The 22,105-nt window shown below is 66.1% G+C and carries 22 protein-coding genes; 10 read left to right on the top strand and 12 right to left on the bottom strand.

Annotated features, from left to right (window positions below; genetic code table 11):
- Positions 1-170: 170 nt before the first annotated feature.
- From ACZ60G_RS32135 to ACZ60G_RS32165, 7 genes are all read right to left on the bottom strand, one after another.
- Positions 171-923 (bottom strand): DUF427 domain-containing protein, encoded by a 753-nt coding sequence (locus tag ACZ60G_RS32135; protein WP_465814920.1) that lies wholly within the window; start codon positions 921-923, stop codon positions 171-173.
- 38 nt (positions 924-961) lie between these two features.
- Positions 962-1,426, bottom strand: a complete 465-nt coding sequence (locus ACZ60G_RS32140; RefSeq protein WP_465814922.1) for a MarR family winged helix-turn-helix transcriptional regulator — start codon at positions 1,424-1,426, stop codon at positions 962-964.
- A 98-nt stretch (positions 1,427-1,524) separates the two neighbouring features.
- Positions 1,525-2,604: an acyl-CoA dehydrogenase family protein gene (locus ACZ60G_RS32145; protein WP_465815021.1), complete on the bottom strand. Its 1,080-nt coding sequence runs from the start codon at positions 2,602-2,604 to the stop codon at positions 1,525-1,527.
- A gap of 20 nt (positions 2,605-2,624) precedes the next feature.
- Positions 2,625-3,656 (bottom strand): acyl-CoA dehydrogenase family protein, encoded by a 1,032-nt coding sequence (locus ACZ60G_RS32150; protein WP_465814923.1) that lies wholly within the window; start codon positions 3,654-3,656, stop codon positions 2,625-2,627.
- Positions 3,653-4,795, bottom strand: coding sequence for an acyl-CoA dehydrogenase family protein (locus tag ACZ60G_RS32155; protein ID WP_465814925.1), 1,143 nt, complete (start codon positions 4,793-4,795; stop codon positions 3,653-3,655). The genes ACZ60G_RS32150 and ACZ60G_RS32155 overlap by 4 nt, the downstream gene beginning before the upstream one ends.
- Positions 4,795-5,682: an enoyl-CoA hydratase gene (locus tag ACZ60G_RS32160; RefSeq protein WP_465814927.1), complete on the bottom strand. Its 888-nt coding sequence runs from the start codon at positions 5,680-5,682 to the stop codon at positions 4,795-4,797. Before ACZ60G_RS32160 ends, ACZ60G_RS32155 begins: the two co-directional genes overlap by 1 nt.
- Entirely contained in the window at positions 5,682-7,229 is a 1,548-nt protein-coding gene (locus tag ACZ60G_RS32165) for a FadD3 family acyl-CoA ligase (RefSeq protein ID WP_465814929.1), read from the bottom strand. Before ACZ60G_RS32165 ends, ACZ60G_RS32160 begins: the two co-directional genes overlap by 1 nt.
- A gap of 97 nt (positions 7,230-7,326) precedes the next feature.
- Between ACZ60G_RS32165 and ACZ60G_RS32170 the strand changes: the two genes are divergently transcribed.
- The 5 genes from ACZ60G_RS32170 (at position 7,327) to ACZ60G_RS32190 (ending at position 12,456) form a co-directional block, all read left to right on the top strand.
- The gene (locus ACZ60G_RS32170) at positions 7,327-8,556 is read left to right on the top strand and encodes an acyl-CoA dehydrogenase family protein (protein ID WP_465814931.1); all 1,230 of its coding nucleotides are present in this window, start codon (positions 7,327-7,329) and stop codon (positions 8,554-8,556) included.
- Positions 8,553-9,350 carry an SDR family oxidoreductase gene (locus ACZ60G_RS32175; RefSeq protein ID WP_465814933.1) on the top strand — a complete coding sequence of 266 codons (798 nt, stop codon included), beginning with the start codon at positions 8,553-8,555 and terminating at the stop codon, positions 9,348-9,350. Before ACZ60G_RS32170 ends, ACZ60G_RS32175 begins: the two co-directional genes overlap by 4 nt.
- A gap of 444 nt (positions 9,351-9,794) precedes the next feature.
- Positions 9,795-10,523, top strand: coding sequence for a hypothetical protein (locus ACZ60G_RS32180; protein WP_465814935.1), 729 nt, complete (start codon positions 9,795-9,797; stop codon positions 10,521-10,523).
- Positions 10,524-10,568: 45 nt separating this feature from the next.
- Positions 10,569-11,174, top strand: a complete 606-nt coding sequence (locus ACZ60G_RS32185; protein WP_063047702.1) for a TetR/AcrR family transcriptional regulator — start codon at positions 10,569-10,571, stop codon at positions 11,172-11,174.
- 94 nt (positions 11,175-11,268) lie between these two features.
- Positions 11,269-12,456, top strand: coding sequence for an acetyl-CoA C-acetyltransferase (locus ACZ60G_RS32190; protein WP_465814937.1), 1,188 nt, complete (start codon positions 11,269-11,271; stop codon positions 12,454-12,456).
- Positions 12,457-12,838: 382 nt separating this feature from the next.
- Here the strand turns inward: ACZ60G_RS32190 and ACZ60G_RS32195 are convergent, their stop codons facing one another.
- The 4 genes from ACZ60G_RS32195 to ACZ60G_RS32210 are packed head-to-tail and all read right to left on the bottom strand — an operon-like array spanning position 12,839 to position 16,312.
- The gene (locus ACZ60G_RS32195) at positions 12,839-13,903 is read right to left on the bottom strand and encodes an NAD(P)H-dependent flavin oxidoreductase (protein ID WP_465814939.1); all 1,065 of its coding nucleotides are present in this window, start codon (positions 13,901-13,903) and stop codon (positions 12,839-12,841) included.
- Complete coding sequence (locus ACZ60G_RS32200) at positions 13,900-14,658, bottom strand: CoA-transferase subunit beta (RefSeq protein WP_465814941.1); 759 nt, start codon at positions 14,656-14,658, stop codon at positions 13,900-13,902. The genes ACZ60G_RS32195 and ACZ60G_RS32200 overlap by 4 nt, the downstream gene beginning before the upstream one ends.
- Positions 14,655-15,539, bottom strand: coding sequence for a CoA transferase subunit A (locus tag ACZ60G_RS32205; RefSeq protein WP_465814943.1), 885 nt, complete (start codon positions 15,537-15,539; stop codon positions 14,655-14,657). Before ACZ60G_RS32205 ends, ACZ60G_RS32200 begins: the two co-directional genes overlap by 4 nt.
- Positions 15,539-16,312: an enoyl-CoA hydratase family protein gene (locus ACZ60G_RS32210; RefSeq protein WP_063047705.1), complete on the bottom strand. Its 774-nt coding sequence runs from the start codon at positions 16,310-16,312 to the stop codon at positions 15,539-15,541. Before ACZ60G_RS32210 ends, ACZ60G_RS32205 begins: the two co-directional genes overlap by 1 nt.
- A 60-nt stretch (positions 16,313-16,372) precedes the next feature.
- Here ACZ60G_RS32210 and ACZ60G_RS32215 point away from each other — a divergent pair, with 60 nt between their 5' ends.
- The 5 genes from ACZ60G_RS32215 (at position 16,373) to ACZ60G_RS32235 (ending at position 21,273) form a co-directional block, all read left to right on the top strand.
- Positions 16,373-17,170, top strand: a complete 798-nt coding sequence (locus ACZ60G_RS32215; protein WP_465814945.1) for an SDR family oxidoreductase — start codon at positions 16,373-16,375, stop codon at positions 17,168-17,170.
- A gap of 36 nt (positions 17,171-17,206) precedes the next feature.
- The gene (locus tag ACZ60G_RS32220; protein ID WP_465814946.1) at positions 17,207-18,118 is read left to right on the top strand and encodes an SDR family oxidoreductase; all 912 of its coding nucleotides are present in this window, start codon (positions 17,207-17,209) and stop codon (positions 18,116-18,118) included.
- A 514-nt stretch (positions 18,119-18,632) separates the two neighbouring features.
- On the top strand, positions 18,633-19,739 hold the full coding sequence (locus ACZ60G_RS32225; protein WP_465814948.1) for a hypothetical protein: 1,107 nt from the start codon (positions 18,633-18,635) through the stop codon (positions 19,737-19,739).
- An 11-nt stretch (positions 19,740-19,750) separates the two neighbouring features.
- On the top strand, positions 19,751-20,266 hold the full coding sequence (locus ACZ60G_RS32230) for an ImmA/IrrE family metallo-endopeptidase (protein ID WP_465814950.1): 516 nt from the start codon (positions 19,751-19,753) through the stop codon (positions 20,264-20,266).
- Complete coding sequence (locus ACZ60G_RS32235) at positions 20,263-21,273, top strand: hypothetical protein (protein ID WP_465814952.1); 1,011 nt, start codon at positions 20,263-20,265, stop codon at positions 21,271-21,273. The genes ACZ60G_RS32230 and ACZ60G_RS32235 overlap by 4 nt, the downstream gene beginning before the upstream one ends.
- Before the next feature lie 303 nt (positions 21,274-21,576).
- Here ACZ60G_RS32235 and ACZ60G_RS32240 read toward each other — a convergent pair whose 3' ends face one another.
- Positions 21,577-21,993, bottom strand: a complete 417-nt coding sequence (locus tag ACZ60G_RS32240) for a helix-turn-helix domain-containing protein (RefSeq protein ID WP_011207048.1) — start codon at positions 21,991-21,993, stop codon at positions 21,577-21,579.
- Positions 21,994-22,105: the final 112 nt, after the last annotated feature.

Below are 22,105 nucleotides of genomic sequence, written 5' to 3' on the forward strand. Positions count from 1 at the left end.
ACGGCATCGCAAACTGCCGCGAGTAGATCATGCCCGGATGCGGCGGGAGGCCGACGAGTTCTTCGATACCGAGGACCGCATCGGCGGCGACGAAACATGGGAGTCTCATCGATGACGAACCGGCACGTTTCCGGCGTCCTCAGTGAGCGGACCAACGGCTGCGTCGTGCGTCAGCTGAACGGTGTATTCGGGCGATCCTGGAGTTCGCCGTCGAGGTAGATATCGACCTTCTCGTTGTAGAAGCAGGCCAAGCCCGCGATCTTCTGGCTTTCCGGGAGTGGGGTGCGGTAGCCCCAGACGATGTCCGGGTATTCCTTGCCGTCGATGTGGACGGTCCAGTAGTCGGCGGTGCCCTTGTAGGGGCAGCTGGTGTGGGTTGCCGAGGGCTTCAGCAGGTCTTGGCGGACATCGGTCAGGGGAAGGTAATACCTTGCGGGGAGGCCGGTTTCGAAGAGGATGCGGGGGGAGTGCGAGTCGGCGACGGTGGTGCCGTCGACTTCGACGCGGATATGCCGGGAGCTCGCGAGGATGTCGACGCGGGTGTACGGATCGCGCGGGTGGACGTAGACCGGCTCGTCCTCTTCGAACCATTCGTCCATGGCGTTCCAGTCCAGGCGCACCAGCTCGTTCAGTTCGGTGAACGGGGAGTCGTGATAGCGCACCGCGGCTCCGGACGCGGTGGTGCCGTCGACGACCACGTCGTATCCGGTCGCGGTGCCGCGGCTCGGGGATTTCGCGCTGGTGCCGTTCGGCTCGAGTTTCGCGTGCAGATCCGCGGCGGGCAGATAGTAGGTCGGGTAGTGCGGACTCTCCCAGACCAGGACCGGTCGGGCGGTATCGGCGACCAACTGGCCGCCGAGGTAGACCCGGACTCGCTTCTGGCTGGTCGCTACCTTGACTCGGCCACGCTTCTCATCGGTCATACTCTCCGACCGTACTCCGGTCCGACCAGCCGAGTCGGCTATCGCGACCTGGACAGATGCTGCGGCACCGACTTCTTCAGCGCGTCCAGCAGTTCCTTCATATCGCTTTCCATCCGGGCCAACCGTTCGATATCGAAACCGGTGAGCCCCGCCGCCATCGCCTCGCCGAAGGCGCCGCGGGCCCGCGTCAGGCGACTGCGTCCGGCCGGGGTGAGCTCGACGACAACGGCCCGGAAATCATCCGGATCCTTGCGTCGGGAGGCGTATCCGTCCGCGACGAGCTTGCCGATCAGCGCCGTTGCCGCCGGCTGTGAACATCGATCGATACGAGCGAATTCGCTGACGCGTACCGCGCCGTGTTCGTCGAGCACCGCCAGTGCGCGCATCACGGCTCGCGGCAGATCGTCGCCGCTGATCACCCCGGCCAGCCGGGTCAGCCGGCCTGCGGTTACGAGAATGTTGACCACGATGTCATCTGCTGTTGCCGCTCGAGCCTGCTGCATAGAATATTATTACATACGCTAACTATATATGGCGAGGACGTGTACCAGACCTGTCCGAAACGATAGCGCCCCGGGGACTCCACCGGGGCGCGTGACCGTCAGGCGGGTTGCGTGAGCGGCCTGCGTGGCTGCCCGAACAACTCCGCATCACCATGCGCGCGCTTGAAGAACAAATGCGCGTCATGTTCCCAGGTGATGGCGATGCCGCCGTGCAACTGCACCATCTCGGCCGCGATGGTCGTGAACGTTTCCGAACAGTGCGTCCGCGCCACCCAGACATCCTCGGCGGCGGACGGGCTCTGCTCCGCCACCGCGACCGTCGCCGCATAGGACGCGGATTTGGACGACTCCACCAGCACATACATATCAGCCATGCGGTGCTTGAGCGCCTGGAAGCTGCCGATCGCCCGCCCGAACTGCACCCGGGACTTGGCGTATTCGACCGTCATCTCCAGGCACCGCTCCGCGGCGCCGATCTGCTCGGCAGCCACTGCGGCCCAAGCGATTTCGTGCAGCCGGGCGGTGCGCGCCGGGTCCGCCGGAGCGAGCCGCCGCGCCGGTACCGCCGTAAACGTGATTTCGGCGAGCTTGCGTGTGGGATCCATGGTCGGGACAGCGCGCCGGGTGACGCCCGCGGCACCCGACTCGACCTCGAACAGTCCGTCGGAAGTCACCACGACAAGCGTGTCGGCAGGCAACCCATCGAGCACGTAATGCGCTGTGCCGGACAGTGTTCCGTCTTCGGAATGCACACCCGGCTCATCCCAGCCGCCGGCGCCCGCCCAGCACACCGCGATCGTGCGGGCGCCTTCGGCAACCTCGGGCAGTAGCCGCTCACACGCCGCACTGTCACCGGACAACAGCACCGCCTGCACACCGAGCACGGCCGAACCCAGCATCGGCACCCCGGCCAGTGTGCGCCCCAATTCGGTTACCACCAGCAGGGATTCGACCAAGCTGGCGCCGAATCCGCCGTATTCCTCCGGAATCGCCAGCGCCGCGACACCGACCTGCTCGCACAGCAGCCGCCACAGCGTCTCGTCATAGCCGAGTTCGGTATCCATTGCCGCGCGCACCGCGGCGGATCCGGCGTGCTTGGCGAGCAGCGCCCGGACCGAGGCGATGAATTCCTGATGTTCGGTGCTCGGCCCACCCGTCGCCCGACCACCACCCCTCATCGAATCGCTACGCGATGCAGTCATTTCATACCTCGCAAGGCTCGGTCCCGGACAGCCTCGTCGCGCAGTGCGCGGGAAATCCGGGAGCGATGTAGATCCGGTGTACCCCAGGCCGACCGCAGGGCGGTCACCCTGGTCAACCACAGCGACAGGTCGTACTCGGCGGTGTAGCCGATCGCGCCGTGCACCTGCAGCGCCGCGCGTGCCGCCCGATAAGCGGCATCGCCGCAGGCGATCACCGCAGCCGAAACGTCGCGACCGCGCGTGGTTTCACCCATCGTCAATGCCGCCCGATATAGCAGCGGCTCGGCCAGGTCCAGCCCGATCAGCACATCGGCCAACTTCTGCTTGACGGCCTGGAATTCGCCGATCGGCTTACCGAACTGCTTGCGCTGCTTGGCGTATTCGGTGGTGGCGGCTAACAATGCGCGTCCCGCACCGAGCAACTGCGCCGCGTTGGCCAGCGCACCGGAATCGAAGGCGGCCCCAACCGCCTCGAGCACCTGCTCACCTTCGGCGACAACGGCATCGGATTCGACGACGAACAATCGCCGCGCCGGATCGACCGATCGCACCAGACCCGCGCGCTGTCCGGTGCGGAGCTGATTACCGTCGGCGATGAACACGACGTCGGCGGTATCCGCATCCAACGCGACCGTGCCGTGCTCGGCCGACGTGAATGCCAGCGTGCCGAGTGCCGCACCGTCCGCGAACTCGGGCAGCCAGCGTGCCGCCAGTGCGGTATCCGGAAGGGCTTGCAGCAGTGCGGGTATCGCGGCCGCTGTCGCTACCAGCGGTCCGGGCGCGGCGGCGCGGCCGATCTCCTGGAATGCGACGACCAGATCGATCGGCTCCGCACCGACACCGCCGTGCTGCTCCTCGACGGCAAGTCCGAGCGCACCCGCACCGGCCAGCTGCCGAATGAGAGCGCGTCCGGGCCGGGGATCGCCCGCGGCCCAGTTGCGCACCGCGGCTGGTGTCCGTCCGGCCTCGAGCAGCTTGCGCAGGCTGGTGCCGAAGTCGAGTTGTTCCGGGCTGAGCGCGAATCTCATCGGCTGCTCCCTCTCGGTAGTCCGAGCAGCCGCTCGGCGATGATATTGCGCTGAATCTCATTGGTACCGGCGTAGATCGGGCCGGACAGCGAGAACAGATAGCCGTCGGTCCACGACCCGGACCGTTCGGCCGCACCGCCGAGTACCTCCAGCGCGGTCTCGTGCATGGCGATATCCAACTCGGACCAGAACACCTTGGTGATGGAGGATTCCGCGCCCAGCTTGCCGCCCTCGTTCAACCGGGTGACCGTGCCGAAGGTGTGCAGCCGATAGGCCTCGCTGCCGATCCAGGCGTCCACCACCGCATCGCGCTGCGCGGTATTGGTGCGGTCGCCGGTGTCGAGCCAGAGATCGATGAGGCGCTGCGCGGTGGCGCTGAAGCGGCCCGGGGACCGCAGCGACAGTCCGCGCTCATTGCTCGAGGTACTCATCGCGACCCGCCAGCCGTCGCCGGGCTCGCCGATCACATCGCGATCGGGCACGAAGACATCGTCGAGGAAGATCTCCGCGAAGCCGGGCTCCCCGTCCAGCTGCGGAATCGGCCGTACCGAAACACCATCCGCGGACAGGGGGAACATCACATAGGTGAGTCCGCGATGACGTTCGGCCTCGGGATCGCTGCGGAACAGCCCGAAGGCCCAGTCCGCGAACGTTGCTCGCGAACTCCAGGTCTTCTGACCGCTCAACAGCCAGCCGCCGGTGGTGCGTCGCGCGGTCGAGCGGATACCGGCCAGATCGCTGCCCGCCTCCGGCTCGGACCAGGCCTGCGCCCAGATATCGTCACCGCGCGCCATCCGCGGCATGATCCGTTCCAGCTGCTCCGGCGTGCCATGCTCGAAAAGTGTCGGCGCCAGCAGGAATATGCCGTTCTGGCTGACCCGCCCCGGCGCACCCGCGGCGTAGTACTCCTGTTCGAAGAGCACCCACTCCAGCAGTGAGGCGTCGCGCCCGCCGTACTCCTGCGGCCAGGCGACGACCGACAGCCGCGCCTCGGCGAGCGTGCGCTCCCATTCGCGATGCGCCTCGAACCCCGCCTTGGTATCCATCGAAGGCAGCGGCTTCGCGGGTTTGGCGGCGGCGAGGAATTCGCGGACTTCCCGCTGGAATTCCTGCGTCGCCTGATCGAGATCCAGATCCACTACGTTGTCCCGTTCTGCTCGGACGTCGAGGCCGTCGTCGCGTTGGCCTTCATCGACTTGGCGTTCATGCCGCCGAGCGAATCCGCGCCGACCTCGGCATTGTGCGCATGCGCGAAGTGATGCAGGCCGAATACCGAATCCATGCCCGCCCGCATGCCCATCAGATCCTCGGCCTGGTTGACCGCCTTCTTGGTCAGCGCGAGCCCGAATTGCGGCATGGTGGCGATTTTTTCGGCCAGTTCGAGGGTTTCGGTCTGGAGCTGGTCGCGCGGCACGACGCGATTGACCATGCCCCACTCCTTGGCCTGTGCCGCATCGAAGCGGTCACCGGTGAACAGGAACTCCTTGGCCGCGCGCGGACCCATCACCCACGGGTGGGCGAAATACTCCACACCCGGAATGCCCATGCGCACAACGGGATCGGAGAAGAACGCGTCATCGGAGGCGATGATCAGATCGCAGACCCACGCCAGCATGAGCCCGCCCGCGATGCAGGCGCCCTGCACCATGGCAATGGTCGGCTTCGGAATTTCCCGCCAGCGTCGGCACATGCCGAGGTACACCTCGAGCTCGCGCGCGAAACGCTGGTCACCGCCGACCTTGTCGACGTGATCCCACCAGAGCGCGGCCTTGTTCTGGTAGCGCACATGGTGATCACGGCCGGGCGTGCCGATATCGTGCCCGGCGCTGAAGTGTTTTCCATTGCCCGCCAGGACGATTACGCCGACCTCGGGATCCTCGACCGCGCGTTCGAAGGCGGCGTCGATGGCGTAGGTCATCACCGAGTTCTGCGCATTGCGGTAGTCGGGCCGGTTGAGCGTCACGATGGCGACCCGCCCGCGCCGTTCATACGTGACGACGTCCGGCTCATAGGGGATCTCGGACATTACGAATTCTCCTCACGTAGTTCACGTTTCAGCACTTTCCCGGCCGCGCTATAGGGCAATTGGTCCCGGAATTCGATGAATCGCGGCACCTTGAAATTCGCCAGCACCGTGCTCGCATGTGCGCGCACCTGCTCCTCGGTGAGCCCCGCACCGGGCTTGCGCACCACAAATGCCTTGCCCACCTCGCCCATTCGGGTATCCGGCACCCCGATGACCGCGGATTCGGCCACCCCGTCGAGCCGGGCCAGCGCCTGTTCCACCTCCGCCGGATACACATTGAATCCGCCGGAGATGTACATATCCTTGAGCCGATCGGTGATCTTCAGATAGCCGCGCTCGTCGATCGTGCCGATATCGCCGGTATGCAGCCAGCCCTCGGTATCGATGGTTTCGGCGGTGCTTTCCGGATCGTTGAGGTAGCCGAGCATGACATTCGGTCCGCGCAGCAGCACCTCACCCTGCGGACTCAGCCGCAGTTCGAAATCGGCGATCGGCCGGCCACAGGTGCCCGCGATGGTCGCGGCATCGTCGGCCGCGCGGCACATGGTGCCGAACCCGGCAGCCTCGGAAAGCCCGTAGCCGGTGATGACGACGTCGAAGTCGAGTTCCGAACGCATGCGCTCGACCAGCACCACCGGTACGGTCGCGGCTCCGGTGACGGCGACCCGCAGGGTGCTCAGGTCGAAGTTGTCCCGGTCCGGGAAATCCAGGATGGTCTGGTAGATGGTCGGCGGTCCGGGCAATACCGTGATCTTCTCTTCGCCGACCAGTCGCATGGTCACCGGCACATCGAAGGTCGCCTGCGGAATGATCGTCGCGCCGGTCACCAGACACGCGAGAATGCCTGCCTTGTAACCGAAGTTGTGGAAGAACGGGCTGACCACCAGATAGCGATCGGAGCTGTCGAGGGTGGTGCATTCGGCCCAGGCCCGCACCACCGATAGCGCCTGCCGATGCGCGACCAATGTGCCCTTGCTGCGTCCGGTGGTGCCTGAGGTGAACAGGATGTCGGAAATATCCTCGGGGTCGACATCCTCGGCACGCTTCACGGCATCGGCCGACGGGACGGACTCGGCTATTTCCGCCAGCTGCGACCAGCTCAGCGCGGTGGGATCGTCGGTATCCGGCTCGACCGGAATGACCACCACCGTATCGATATGCAATTGCGGTGCTGCGGCACGCAATTCGGCCAGCCGATCCCTTCCGAGGAAGGTCCCGGCAATGAACAGCGCTTTGGCCTCGACCCGCTCCAGCACGTCGGCGGCCTCGTCCGCGACGTAGCGGGTATTCAACGGCACCAAGGCCGCGCCCGCGTAGTGCGCGGCCAGGGCGGCGATCACCCAGTGGTAGGTATTCGGCGCCCACATGGCGACCCGATCGCCCGGCTGCACGCCACGGGCGATCAGCGCCCGCGCCACCTCCTGCACCGCCTCCAGCAACTGCGCCCAGTCCAGCCGAACGTCGCCGTCGCCGAGGGCGGGCGCGGTGCCGAAGGTACGCGCGGCATCGTGCAGTGCCATGGGTGTCGTTTGTGCAGGGGTTGTCACGGGTGTCCTCACCGTCGGCGGGGTCTTTTGCTGCCTTTGCTCGATAAAAGCGGTCCGGCTCTAACAAAGCAAGTGCTTGGTAGGTTATCCTACCGGCGTGGTTGCTATCCAGGCGTCAGATTCCGACAAGGGGGGCGGGCCCGAAGGGCAGGGGGGTGGGAACAATACTGCTGCACAGGACGCGCGGTTTTCCGCAGAAGTGCGCGAGTGGTTGGCCGAGAACCTCGACGGTGAGTTCCGTGCGCTGCGCGGACTCGGCGGGCCCGGCCGCGAACACGAGGCCTTCGAGGAGCGCCTCGCCTGGGACCGGCATCTGGCCGCCGCCGGCTGGACCTGCCTCGGCTGGCCCAAGGAGTGGGGCGGGCGCGAGGCCTCGGTGCGCCAGCAGGTGATCTTCCATGAGGAATACGCCAAGGCGAATGCGCCCGCGCGGGTTTCGCACGTCGGTGAGGAACTGCTCGGTCCGACGATATTGGCCTTCGGCACCCAGGCGCAGAAGGAGCGGTTCCTGCCGGGCGTCCGGAATGTGACCGAGCTGTGGTGCCAGGGCTACTCCGAACCCGGCGCGGGCTCGGACCTGGCGGCCATCACCACCAGCGCCCAGCTCGACGGCGACGAATGGTCGATCAACGGCCAGAAGATCTGGACTTCGCTGGCCCATGTGGCCGACTGGTGCTTCGTAGTGGCGCGCACCGAAAAGGGTTCGACCCGGCACAAGGGCCTTTCCTACCTGCTGGTTCCGATGCATCAGCCCGGTATCGAGGTCCGCCCGATCATCCAGCTGACCGGCACCTCGGAATTCAACGAGGTCTTCTTCGATGATGCCCGCACCGCCGCGGACCTAGTCGTCGGCGAACCCGGTGACGGTTGGCGCATCGCCATGGGCACGCTCACCTTCGAGCGTGGCATCTCCACCCTCGGCCAGCAGATCCGATTCGCTCGCGAACTGGCCGATATCGAGGCATTGGCCCGCCGCACCGGCGCGGCCGACGACCCGTTGATCGCCGACCGTATCGATAAGGCATGGGTCGGCCTGCGCGTGCTGCGCGCCCACGCGCTGCGGACCATGCAGGACAGCACCGCCGACGACGGCGGCCAGGCCTCGGTTTCGAAGCTGCTGTGGGCCAACTGGCATCGCGGCCTCGGCGAATTGGCCATGGCCGTACTCGGCCCCGCCGGTCTGGTGGCCGATGAGCACGATCTCAACGAATGGCAGCGGCTGTATCTGTTCACCCGCGCCGACACGATCTACGGAGGTTCGAACGAAGTGCAGCGCAATATCATCTCCGAGCGCGTGCTCGGCCTGCCGCGGGAGGCTCGCCCATGAATGGACCGCTTTCCATTGCGCCGCAGCCCATTCCGGGGCACGGTCTGCTGACCGGACGCAATGCCGTGATCACCGCCGCGGCGGGCACCGGCATCGGCTCCGCGACCGCGCGCAGGTTGCTCGCCGAGGGCGCCGATGTCGTCGTATCCGACTGGCACGAGCGACGTCTCGCCGAAACGGAGGTCGAGCTGAAGGACGAATTCCCGGAGCGCCGGGTCGCCTCGATCGTGTGCGATGTGCAGAGCACCGAACAGGTCAACGAGCTGATCCGCGGCGCCGCAACGGCATTGGGCCGCATCGACATCATGGTCAACAACGCCGGACTCGGCGGCGAGACTCCGGTCGTCGATATGACCGACGAGCAGTGGGACCGCGTCCTCGACATCACCCTCAACGGCACATTCCGCTGCACCCGCGCCGCTCTCGGCTACTTCCGCGATGCGGGCCACGGCGGTGTCATCGTCAATAACGCCAGCGTGCTCGGCTGGCGCGCGCAATACGGCCAGGCCCACTACGCCGCCGCCAAGGCCGGCGTCATGGCCCTGACCCGCTGCAGTGCCGTCGAGGCCGCCGAACTCGGCGTCCGCATCAACGCCGTCGCCCCGAGCATCGCCAGGCACGCCTTCCTGGACAAGGTCAGCTCGACCGAACTCCTCGACCGCCTCTCCGAACGCGAAGCCTTCGGCCGCGCCGCCGAACCCTGGGAAGTCGCCGCCACCATCGCCATGCTGGCCAGTGACTACACCACCTACCTCACCGGCGAAGTGGTATCGGTCAGTAGCCAGCGCGCCTGATCGACGCAACCACGACGGAGCGAGTCTTAAGAGCGACCGTTCGCGGCCGTCTCGCGTCCGCGCGAAGGCGCGGCCATAGGACACAGTCGAGTCGTCGACGTGCATGCGACGAAGTCGCGAGTCTCGACGGCGCCGCTAGCGACTGGTTGCAGGTCGCTCGAAAGGGTCGGACGCGCCCATCGAACGCTGCCGGACGCAGTCCGTCATCAGTCTCTTGCGCTTGGACGAGCGAATGCGAGGCCACCACCGCACACCAGGGGCCCGCGAACACGCAGCGCGCAGGCGCTGCCGATGTCACAGCGCTGTTGTGCGATCGCTCTTCGACCTCTGCGAGCGGTCGGGTAGGTGGGCGTCTGATCAGGTAAAAAAGGCCGGGACGCAGGGTGTGCACGTGTGCAATGCTGGGAGTGGTCGAATCCCGCACTCCCCTAAGGGGCGATGGCTATGGGGCAGGATCGCCCACCGGCCCGCGAACAACTGGAACTCGAATTGGTGCGCGAAGTCGTGCTGGCCAGGCGACGTCTGGACAGCATGGTGCTCGCGGCACTCACCCTCGGTGCCGAACTCATGGACGACACGTCCGAGCGCGCGACCGCGACCCGGACCGCCCAGATTCTCGAGCAGTATGCGATCGATGAATCCGAGGTCGCCCGTGATCCGCGCGGTGCGTTGCGTGCCGATATGACACGCGATTACGAACGCGCCTGCCGCATCGGGCTCACTGCCGCATCGCTCGGATCCGAACAGGACCGCAGACGGCGGCGGCAGACGGCACTGTTGTGTGAGGTGCGAGCGGATCTGCTCGACGTCATTCGCAAATGCCGCAAATTCCGCTTCGATCGCGTGGCATTCGCCGACGAGATCGCCCAAGGTCTGTGCGCCGCTACGGACAAGCTGGTGGTCGGCGCGGATATGGATGCCTATCGAGCCTGGCAGCGCGGCATGATCCTCAAACTCATCGAGGAGCCGGTCGCATTCGGCCCACCGCGCGTCATGGCCACCGTGGACGCCGGCCCGGACCGCAGCCCGCTGACCGTCGAATGGGACAGCTGTGAGCGCAGACTCGCACTGGTCGCCCGGATGGCGCGCGCAGGCGTCTCACCGGTCGTGATCTGCGACCGACTCCTGGCGGATCTGTCGGTGTCGTCACCACTGCGCTATTCGATGCGCTGACCAATCGAGGTACGCCGCTAGCCCAAGCAAATGCTTGGTTGTATTATGAGCCGTGTGACCGCACCAGACGCCTCGAAATCAGCACGGCGCAATGAATTGCTCGCACTCGCGGCCCAACTGTTCGCCGAGCGTGGACTGCGTGCGACCACCGTGCGAGATATCGCCGATGCGGCCGGGATTCTATCGGGGAGCCTCTATCACCACTTCGATTCCAAGGAGTCGATGGTCGACGAGATTCTGCGTGGCTTCCTCGACGATCTGTTCGGCCGGTATCGGGAGATCGTGGCCTCCGGGCTCAGTTCGCGAGATACCTTGGAAGCGTTGGTGATCGCGTCCTACGAATCCTTCGACCGTTCACACGCCGCGGTGGCGATCTACCAGGCCGAGGCCAAGCGCCTGCGCGATTCGGAGCGGTTCACCTATATCGCGGACTACAACCGCGAATTCCGCGAGCTGTGGCACCGGGTGTTGATCAATGGCGTCGCGGACGGCAGCTTCCGGCCGGAACTCGACGTCGAATTGGCCTACCGGTTCCTCCGGGACACGGTTTGGGTTGCGGTGCGGTGGTACGAGCCCGGCGGCTCGATCACCGTCGAGAACCTCGCCAAGCAGTACCTGACCATCGTGCTCGACGGCCTGACCGTGCCGTAGTTGATCTCGGCGGTCGCGGGACCCTCCATGGTTACGCAAGCTGCCGCCTCCGGGCCCGTCGCTCCCGCCGGGCAACACCAAGTAGGAGTTCCAGATGTCAGCACCATCCGCTCGCCGCCCCTACGCCCCGCTGCGGGATGCCTATGTGATCGACGCGGTGCGCACCCCGGTCGGCAAGCGCAATGGCGCGCTGGCCGCGGTGCATCCGGCCGATCTCGGCGCGGCCGCACTGCGCGGGCTGCTGGACCGCAACCCGATCGATCCGGCGGTGGTCGACGATGTGATCGTCGGCTGCGTCGACAATATCGGCCCGCAGGCGGGCAATATCGGCCGCACCATGTGGCTGGCCGCCGGTTATCCGGAGGAAGTTCCCGGGGTCACCGTCGACCGGCAGTGCGGATCCTCCCAGCAGGCCATCAATTTCGGCGCGCAGGCGATTATGAGCGGCACCGCCGAGGTGATCGTCGCGGGCGGCGTGCAGAACATGAGCGCCATCCCGATCTCGGCGGCCATGTTGGCGGGCAAGGAATATGGGTTCGACGCACCGTTCGTCGGGGCGCAGGGCTGGGACCATCGCTATGGCACCGCGGAGGTTTCGCAGTTCAACGGTGCGCAGCTGATCGCCGACAAATGGAATATCAGCCGAGAAGAGATGGAGCGCTGGGCATTGCGCAGCCATGAGCGCGCCCGCGATGCCATCAAGAACGGCCGCTTCGACGGTGAGATCGTGCCCGTCGGTGATTTCTGGATCGACCAGGGGCCGCGCGAGACCTCGCTCGAGAAGATGGCATCGCTGCCGGTGCTCGCCGAGGGCAGCACGCTGACCGCCGCGGTCGCCAGCCAGATCTCCGACGGTGCGAGCGCGACCCTGCTCGCCTCCGAATGGGCCGTCGCGGAATACGGACTGCGCCCACGCGCCCGCATCCACCATGTGAGCGCCCGTGGCGCCGACCCGATCATGATGCTCACCGGCCCGATTCCGGCCACCAAGTGGGCGCTGGAGAAGTCCGGTCTGACCATCGAGGATATCGATGCCGTCGAGATCAACGAGGCCTTCGCCCCGGTCGTGCTCGCCTGGCTGCGGGAGACCGGCGCGGATCCGGAGAAGGTGAACGTCAACGGCGGCGCGATCGCCCTCGGCCACCCGCTCGGCGCCACCGGCGCAAAGCTTTTCGCCACCCTGCTCAATGAGCTGGAACGCCGCAACGGCCGCTACGGCCTGCTCACCATCTGCGAGGGCGGCGGCACCGCCAACGCCACCATCATCGAACGCCTCAGCTAAGAGTGGTCTGCGTCGAGGGTAGTGAAATGGTGGCCCGACCCACCGACCACAACCACCATTTCACTACCCTCGCCGAAAAGATGCTCGGGACGCAACCACAGGCAGATGACCACGCCGGAAGTTGCTGCCTGTCTACGCGACCGCGGGAGGTACGCCGGGTACGGCACACGACGTACCCAGCATGGCCCGGTAAACCAAGGGACGGCAAGCCATCCCAGGACAGCTGAACCCCGGAATGTCGGTGCAGGTCAACCGCCCCACCGCAGCCCGATCAGCCCAAATATGCCCACCGCAACCAAACCGTCATCGAGCGCAGTCATATGGCGGCTCGACCCATCGATCCCAACCGCCATATGACTACCGTCGACGGAATCCGGGGGTGTCAGTGCGCAGTCAGCGCGGCCATGGTGTCGATCCGCGTGACGGCGTCGGCGACGATGCGGTCGATGAGTTCCTTACAGGTGGGCAGGTCGTCGATGATGCCGGTGACCTGGCCTGCGGCGAGCACGCCCGCGTGGGTATTGCCCTCGACGAGTCCGGCGCGCAGCAGCATCGGGGTATTGGCGGCCATCACGACCTGAGACCAGCTGAGGTCCTTGGCCTTTCGCATGGCCAGACCGTCACGGACCATGGTCGACCACTTCATGCCGGTCATGCCCTTGAACTTCGCCGCATTGGAGACCGCGGCGGCCAATCCCCGCCAGCGCCCCGAATGTTCCAGCCGATCAACGAGTTCGGTATTCAGCACCCGGTGCGGCATACCGTCGACCTTGAGCGAGACCACGGTGTCCTGCAGCTGTCGCTTCAGATACTCCTGCTTGACCGCCTCGGGCACGGTGCTTTCCTTGGTCAGCAGGAAGCGCGTACCCATCGCGACACCCGCGGCGCCGTAGGCCAATGCGGCCGCCAGACCACGTCCGTCGAAGAATCCGCCCGCCGCGACAACCGGAATATCGACCGCATCCAGCACCGAGGGCAGCAGCAGCGTGGTCGCCACCGGACCGGTATGCCCACCACCCTCGCCGCCTTGCACGATCACCGCATCGGCGCCCCAGGACGCTACCTTAACCGCGTGCTTGGCCGCGCCGATCGACGGAATCACCACCACACCGGCATCTTTCAGCTTGGCGATGAGTTCCTGCTTCGGTGCCAAAGCGAATGACGCGACGGCCACCTTCTCCCGGATCAACAGATCGATCCGCTCGGGCGCATCCGTGGCGTCGGCGCGGATATTGACGCCGAACGGCTTCTCGGTATGCGCCTTGGTCTTCGCGATCGCGGCTTCCAATTCGGCGAATGTCATGGTGGCCGAGGCCAGAATCCCGAGCCCACCCGCCTCGGCGGTCGCCGACACCAGGCTCGGCCCGGCCACCCAACCCATACCGGTCTGCACGATCGGATGTTCGATACCGACCAAATCGGTCAGCGCTGTCCGCAGCGAACTCATGACGGCACCTCTGATTCCCGAACCTTCCTTGGATCGAGCACATCCCGGATCAACCGCAGCTCTTCCGAGGTCGGCAGCCGAGTCTGGCCCGCCTCGGCCAGTCCGGCGATCTCGAACGAGGTGTTCTCCGCGACCTCGTCGGCGGTGACGCCCGGATGCAGACTGCGCGCCCGCATCGTGTGGTCGGGTCCCTCGAAATCGAAGACGCCGAGATTGGTGACCACCCGGTGCAGGTGATGGAACCGATACGCCGGATTGGCCGGATCGACCTTGTCATAGCCGACGCCCGAGACGATATCGACCTGATCGACGAACACCCGGCGCGTATGCCGCGAAACCCAGTAGCTGGTCGGATGATTGATGGTGTTGCCCGGCGCACCGCGCGAACCGAACATCTGCCGGGTCGGCTGCTGCAACGGACCGAATGCCGACAGATTCTGATTGCCGAACCGATCGAGCTGATTGGCCCCCATCACCACATGGCGCCGACCGGAGGCGACCACATCGAACACCTTGCGGAACGGAATCCACCCCTCGATCGGCGCTTTACCGCCCAGCGGGGGAGTGTCGGCGAAGAACAGCGCCTCGCCATCGGAGAGCAGCAGATCCGGTTCGGTGGTCAACTTGGCCAGCCGCGCGCCGATGATCGTCATGGGCGACATCGGCGAGGCCATGATTTCCCCTGCACCGCTGAAGATCTCGGCGCAGGCGATGGCGCAGATCTCGGCCCGCGTAACGGTTTCAATGGATGTCACTTCGACGCCTCCTGTGCGAACTCGCGAACGGCGGCCTGATATTCGTCCTCGGAGACCGCCAGATATTTGTCGACGAACTGCTGCCAGGACTCCGGCGTCTTGGCCGACTCCACATAGTGCTTCTGGAACTTCTCGTCCCGGCCGTAGCTGTCGGCGGCCAGGGTGAAGTGCGCGCCGCCGGGCGCCTCGACCACACCGTCGACCAGCATCCGGTTGAGCAATAACGACTGCAGCGGAACGGCCTTCACCAATTCCTCGGTCTCCACCACCTGCTCCACCGACACATAGCGACGCTCGGCGGCCAGGCAGTACAGGTCGTCGAAGTACGGATCGACACCGGTGTGGGCGGCATTGCCGTGCTTATCGCCGATATTCAAATGCACCAGCGCCGCATCGAGATTCAGCGCGGGCATCGCGATCAGCGTCTCGGTTCGTCCGTCGCCGTCCGAATACGGCGACGCGACGGTCTTCAGCTCGCCATCCCAGAAATTCACGACATCGGATCCGAGACCGGCGCGGGTCGGCAGGAACGGCAGTCGCGCGGCCGCCGCCTCCAGCCCGCATTTCAACATGCCCTCGTCCATCTCCCGTGCCACCAGTGCGCCGGACGTCCGCGCCTTGGCGAACCACGGATCGTAGAACGGCGGCGAATCCAGCGAGACGAAGCCGTAGTACGCCTTGCGCACCTTGCCCGCCGAACACAGCAGACCGAGATCCGGTCCGCCGTAGCTGACCACGGTCAGATCGGTGATATCCGAGCGCAGGATGGCCCGCACCAGCGCCATCGGCTTACGCCGCGAGCCCCAGCCGCCGATACCGATGGTCATACCGCTGCGCAGCTCGGCGACGACCTCGTCGAGCGACATTCGCTTGTCCCGCATCAGTTTTCCTTGCTCTCTTCCTTGCGCGCGGCCAGATCATCGTCGAACCGCGCACGGATCTCATCCGCGACACCGGCCAGATTCAGTTCGAAGGTGAAGCCTTGTTCGTAGCGGTAGCTGCGGTGCACGTCCTGCACATCGATGCCATTGAGCGCCCGCTTGGCCGCCCTGATGACCCGGCTGTCCTTGGTCGCGATGTTCTTGGCGACCTCCAGTGCGGCGGCATCGAGTTCGGCGCGCGGCACCACCTGGTACACCGAGCCGAAGTGCTGCAACTGCTGTGCGGTGATGGTGCTCGCGGTATAGAACAGCGCGCGCATCAGATGCTGTGGCACCAGCCGGGACAGATGGGTGGCCGCACCGAGCGCGCCGCGGTCGACCTCGGGCAGCCCGAAAGTGGCGTCATCCGAAGCGATTACGACATCGGCATTGCCGACCAGACCGATGCCGCCGCCGAGGCAGAAGCCCTGCACCGCCGCGATCACCGGCACCGGGCAGTCGTAGACGGCCGCGAACGCCTCGAAACAGCCGTGATTCGCGTCGATCAGCGCCTGATGGCCGGGGGTGCGCTGCATCTCCTTGATATCGACACCGGCATTGAAGCCGCGGTTCTCGGCGCGCAACACCACCACTTTGGTCTCCGGATCGCGCCCGGCCGCGCGGATCTCATCCGCCAGCGTGAACCAGCCGTCGGACGGTATGGCGTTGACCGGCGGGTAGTCGACCGTGACCACGGTGATGCCAGTTGATTCGGAGTGACGGTTGATCCCCATCGCAAGTCCCATCGTGTGTACGGGGTGGCAAAGCAAGCAGTTGCTTGGTAGGTTAGCACGGTGGCACTCGAAATAGACCTCACCGGCAACGTCGTCCTGGTCACCGGCGGTGTGCGCGGGGTGGGCGCGGGCGTCAGCAGGGCTTTCCTGGCTGCCGGAGCGACCGTCGTGGCCTGTGCACGACGACCCGGTGAAGAGCTGGTGGAACACGAAGGCCGGGAGATCGAATACCTGCCATGCGATGTGCGCGATGCCGATGCCGTACAGGGTTTGGTCGACGCGATCGTCGCGCGGCACGGCCGCCTCGATCACCTGGTCAACAATGCGGGCGGCGCCCCGTTCGCCCTCGCCGCAGATGCCAGCAAGAACTTCCACAGCAAGATCGTCGAGCTGAATCTGCTTGCACCCCTATTGGTTTCGCAGGCCGCCAATGCGGTGATGCAGCAGCAGCCGGGCGGCGGTTCCATTGTGATGGTGTCGAGCGTGAGCGGGCACCGGCCGTCGCCGGGTACCGCCGCCTACGGCGCGGCCAAGGCGGGCGTCGACAGCCTGACCTCCTCGCTCGCCGTCGAATGGGCGCCGAAGGTCCGGGTGAATTCGCTGGTCGTGGGCCCGGTCGTCACCGAACTGAGCGAACTGCACTACGGCGATCAAGACGGTATCGACGCCGTCGGCGCGACCGTCCCGCTCGGTCGGATGGCCCGTCCCGAGGACATCGGCCGCTGCGCCGCCTTCCTGACCTCATCTCTGGCCGCCTTCGTCAGCGGCGCGACGCTGCTGGTGCACGGCGGCGGTGAGCGTCCGGCATTCCTCGCGGCGTCGAATGCGAAAGTCGGCGAGCAGACCGCTAAGGCCTGAACAATCGAACCTGAAAACGAAGAGGACACAACAGGTATGGACACCGAGCAGATCTGCGCGGGGCGCATTGTCATCGTCACCGGCGCCGGCCGCGGTATCGGCCGGGCGCACGCGCTCGCCTTCGCCGCCGCCGGAGCCCGTGTGGTCGTCAATGATCTCGGCTCCGCGCTGAACGGCGCGGCGACCGGTGAGACGCCCGCCGAACAGGTCGTCGCCGAGATCAAGGCACTCGGCGGCGAGGCCGTCGCCAATGGTGACGACGTCGCGGACTGGGACGGTGCCCGCAATCTCATCCGCCAGGCCGTCGACACCTTCGGCGGCCTGGATGTGCTGGTCAACAATGCCGGTTTCGTGCGTGACCGCATGTTGGTGAACCTGGGCGAGGACGAGTGGGATGCGGTGGTCCGGGTCCACCTCAAGGGCCACTTCGCGACCATGCGCCATGCGATCGAGTACTGGCGCGGTGAGTCCAAGGCGGGGCGCCCGGTCGATGCCCGCATCATCAACACCAGCTCCGGCGCGGGCCTGCAGGGCAGTGTCGGCCAGAGCAATTACGGTGCCGCCAAGGCGGGTATCGCGGGCCTGACCCTCACCGCTTCGGCCGAATTCGCGCGCTACGGCGTCACCGTCAATGCCATTGCCCCCTCTGCCCGCACGCGCATGACCGAAACCGTCTTCGCCGAGACCATGGCTGCCCCCGAGGACGGCTTCGACGCGATGGCTCCCGAGAATGTCTCGCCGATCGTGGTCTGGCTCGGCAGTGCGCAATCCGCGGCTGTCACCGGCCGGATGTTCGAGGTCGAGGGTGGCAAGGTCGCGCTCGCCGACGGCTGGCGGCACGGCACCGCCGTGGACCGCGGCGCCCGCTGGAATCCGGCCGAACTCGGCCCGGTGGTCGCCGACCTGATCGCCAAGTCCGCCCCGCCGGAGGCGGTGTACGGCGCCTGAGCGCCCGAATAGTTCCGCCAGCGCCGAAAGCTGGAGGATTGCTTTACCCGACAGAGATCGGTACGGCCGTACAATTTATCTCTCCGGCTCGGCGGGGTCGCATCGGCGCGTCCCTCGATTCGTGTTCTGGTCGTAGGGTTGCGCGGATGCGGTCCGCGGTGGGTCCGTCACCTGGTGAACGGACCGACACGGGTTCCACTGTGGGCGCGTCCGATTCGCCGCTGCGCGACACCGACATACGTACTGGTCTGCCCGTTTAGTCCAGCGCGCGTAGGGGATCAACGCGGAAATATGTTCGGGATTACAGCCGAAACTCCCGAAGGCCCGATCCGGGCGGTCGACCGAGAACCGGCGTGTGGCCGGTCGGGCGTGTCGAATACCCGGCGTGGCCCGAGCCACTGCGCGGATTTGGGCTGAGGTTTACTATGGGCTCCCGTTCGTTGAAGTCCCGGAACTGAAGTGTTGCGACCGGGCAAGAGATCTGCGCTATTTCGGATGAGGGGAAGGCTGGCGCATGGCCGTTGGTCGCACGTCGCGTGTGGTTGCAGTACTTGCGACTATCGCCGGCTTTGCGCTACTCGGGGGCGTTTCGGCCGAAGCACAGCCCGGCGGCGCCTGTGCGCAGTGCACGGACCCGAATAATCCGACGCCGGATTCGAACGGCGATGTCTGGATGCCGCTGACGATTCCGGGCCAGTCGAGTGTGAGTTCGCCGGTCGATCCGACCTACGCCGCAGCCGGTGTGAACCCCGCTGCCGGTCCCGGCTCGGCCGCCGCCGGTTCAGCCACAGCTGGTTCAGCCGCGACGGGTCTGCTCGGCGTACTCCTCGGCGGTGGCTCGGTAGGCATGGCCACCATCATCGGCACCGGCTCCGCGGGTGTCGGCGCGATCATCGGCACCGGCTCGGCCGGTGTCGCCACCATTCTCGGTACCGGATCCGCTGCCGTCGGTTCCGCGGCCGCCGGTACGGGTTCGGCTGTACTCGGAACTGGTTCCGCTGCCGTCGGTTCCGCGGCCGTGGGGACCGGCTCGGCCGCGCTCGGTACCGGTTCCGCTGTGCTCGGAACTGGTTCCGCCGCAGTCGGTTCCGCCGGCTCGGCGCTGGCGGGTACGGGTTCAGCCGCGGTCGGCTCGGCCGGTGTCGGTTCCGCGGGCGTCGGCTCGGCTGGAACCGGTTCTGCCGCTGTGGGTTCGGCAGCCGTCGGTTCCGCTGCGGTCGGTTCGGCTTCGCCGCTGCTGCTGCTCTTGATCCCGCTGCCGACACCGCCCGCGGTACCGCCCGTTCCGATCATTGTTCCGCCCGCACCGGGTGCACCACACCTCGCCCCGGTCCCGGTGGCCGCGCCACCCGCCCCCGCTCTCGAGCAGGCACCTCCGCCACCAGCGCCTCCGGCATCGCCCGCCGCGCCGCCCGCGCCATCGGCCAAGCCGAATCTGGACGTCCGGCCCACCAGCGCAGACGACGGCCTGCCGAGGCCCAACGTACTGGGTGTCGTCGGCGGCCTGATCGCGCTCGCACTGGCCGGAACCGGCTCCGGCGCAGTGAGTTTCCAGAGCGCGTCGGCCGCGCAGGCCCGCATCGATGCCGCTCGTGCCGAATTCTTCGGACCGAGAACGTAAGGGGGCGTTCGATGAATGAGAGCAGGACCCAAAGCGGACTCCGGGCCTACCGCCGGGTCGCGGCGGCGGTCGACGCGGTATGCGCCGTCGCCGCGGATTCCGATGCGACCACCCTGGAGGAGGTCGTCGCCTCCATAGCCAGCGAGCGGCGCCGCGAAATCGAAATCGCCAGTGCCGAGCTGGGTCCCGGTGTCTGCGGCCAGCGCCGGTTCTATCCGGACCGCGATGTCATCGTGCTCGCCACGGCACTGCCGAGCCGCGACCACACGCTCGCACACGAATTGGGCCATATCGTCTTCGATCACGAGGGTGCGCCCGCGCCGGAGGTGACGCTGGAGGCCAGCGACGATCTGATCGCCTACATGCTCAGTCAGCGGGCGCATCAGCAGATCGTCGACGACGGTGCGGACGAACTCGCCGAATGGGAGGCCGAAACCTTCGCCGCCATGTTGATGACCCGACTCCGCGTATTCAACAGCCGGGGCGCAGGCGTCTCGGTCCTCCGATTCGATGAGGCGCTGGGATGACCCTCTGGTTGACGGCCATGCTGGTCTGGGTTGCCGCCGGTGCGCGTGTGGGGCGCGTGCTGGTGAAGCCCGCGACGACCGCCCGGGTGGCGATCGTCGTCGCGGTCGCGGCGGTCGCGGTCGCGGCCACCGTCGCGGTTCCGGAGATCGCGCTGGCGCTGGACAACCTGCTACCGCGCGGCCTGCGTTCGGGCATGCTCTCCGACGGCGTCATCGCCTCGGCCTGGATCCTCTTCGCGGCCGCGACATCGGTGGTCGCCTCGGCCGCGTGGCCGGTCGTCTCCCGCAGCAATCTGCGCCGGATCGCCTTCGTCATCTATGGCGCCGGTGTGCTCGTGGTGGCGGTGAATCTGTTCTGGTCCAACACCTTCGGCTGGATAGTCGTCGCACTCGGCTGTGTATTCATCGTCGTCACCGGTGTGCGCAATCTGGACTGGACCACCCTCGGTCGCGGTATCGCGATCTATACCGCGGGCACCGCGGTCGTCGCGGTACTGGCCGTGCTGCAGGTCCGCCGGGCCTACACCGATGCGCCGCCCACGCGGGCCGGTGAACCGGACTGGGCCTGGCCGATCTGGGCGGCGGCCGCGCTGCTCATCGCGTTCGGCGCGGTCTGGATAGTGGTGGAGTTGTGGGTGCGTGCGCGAATCCTGTTGCGGCAGATCAAGGTTCTGCACCGCATTATGGTCGGCCGGTTTCCGGAGGTGGTCGCCCACGAGCAGACCGGTACCTCGACGCAGCTCAGGGCATCCGATCAGGTCGCGCAGATCATGGACGCGCTGTATCTGCAATCCGGCGGCGGGGTCGAAATTGTCACCGCGGGCCCGCCGCCGCCACTGGTATCGGCGCGTGCGGACCGAGTTGCGCAGTGGGCGCGAAACCCATTGGGCGATGTTGTAGTAGACGCACGGTGGATTGCTCCGCCCGAGGGCATTAGTCCCCGCGGTTGGGTCCAGGCAATCGCGCGCGCCTACGAAGCGGACGCCGGAGCCGCTGCCCGAAATTGATCGTGTGCAATCAAAACCGATCAGTCCGAAGCATTCCGAGGACTCGCTCCGGGTATTCAATACGGTTGACATAGCAAGGAATCCGGCAAGGTCTGATGGCCTGCCGGATTCCATGTGTCTACCGACGTATCCGCACAACTGATTTCGTCACAACGCGGACACTCCAGGCGCGCGCTTTTATCGCAACCCTGCACTTGTTGCCAAGCCCATAATTCATGGGTGGTGCAAGTCGAGAAGCATCCATACCCATGACGCAGTACGGTGCGACCCTGTGGGTCGCACCGTACTGCGCTGTGGGAGAACCTATTCGGTACCGTCCGGAGGAATTTCGGGCAGACCTTCGCTTGCCCGCAATTTCTCCGCCATGGAGGTGAGGAGGTTCTGTGATTCTTCGGACAGATCGAACGCCCTACTCGACAACCGTCGCAGCCCGTAGCCCTGCAGCTGGGACAGCAACTCCAGATCGTGATCGATCTTGGCGGCATAGATGTCGTTGAAGAAGTAGTCCGGCTTGACCTTGAAGAACTTGGCCAGTGCAGCCACCGTTTCGTCCGACGGGTTGGTCCGTTGTCCCGACCGCAACTGCGAGAGGTACGGTTTCGAGATCGGATGCCCGGAGGCCGTCAGCGCAGCCGCAACCTCCGCGTTGGTGTGCGGCTTGCGCCCCGGGGGATGCACGGTTTCGAACAGCTTGTTCAGCCGCGCCGCGAAATCAGCCATTGTGAGCCGCCCAATTCCCTTCGCTGTACTAACAGTCGTTATCTCGGATACGTATCATTGATATTAGCGGCTCAGTAACTGAAAACCTACGCCTGATTCAGGATTTCCTTGA

The sequence above is a fragment of the Nocardia sp. NPDC102475 genome (assembly GCF_055584605.1).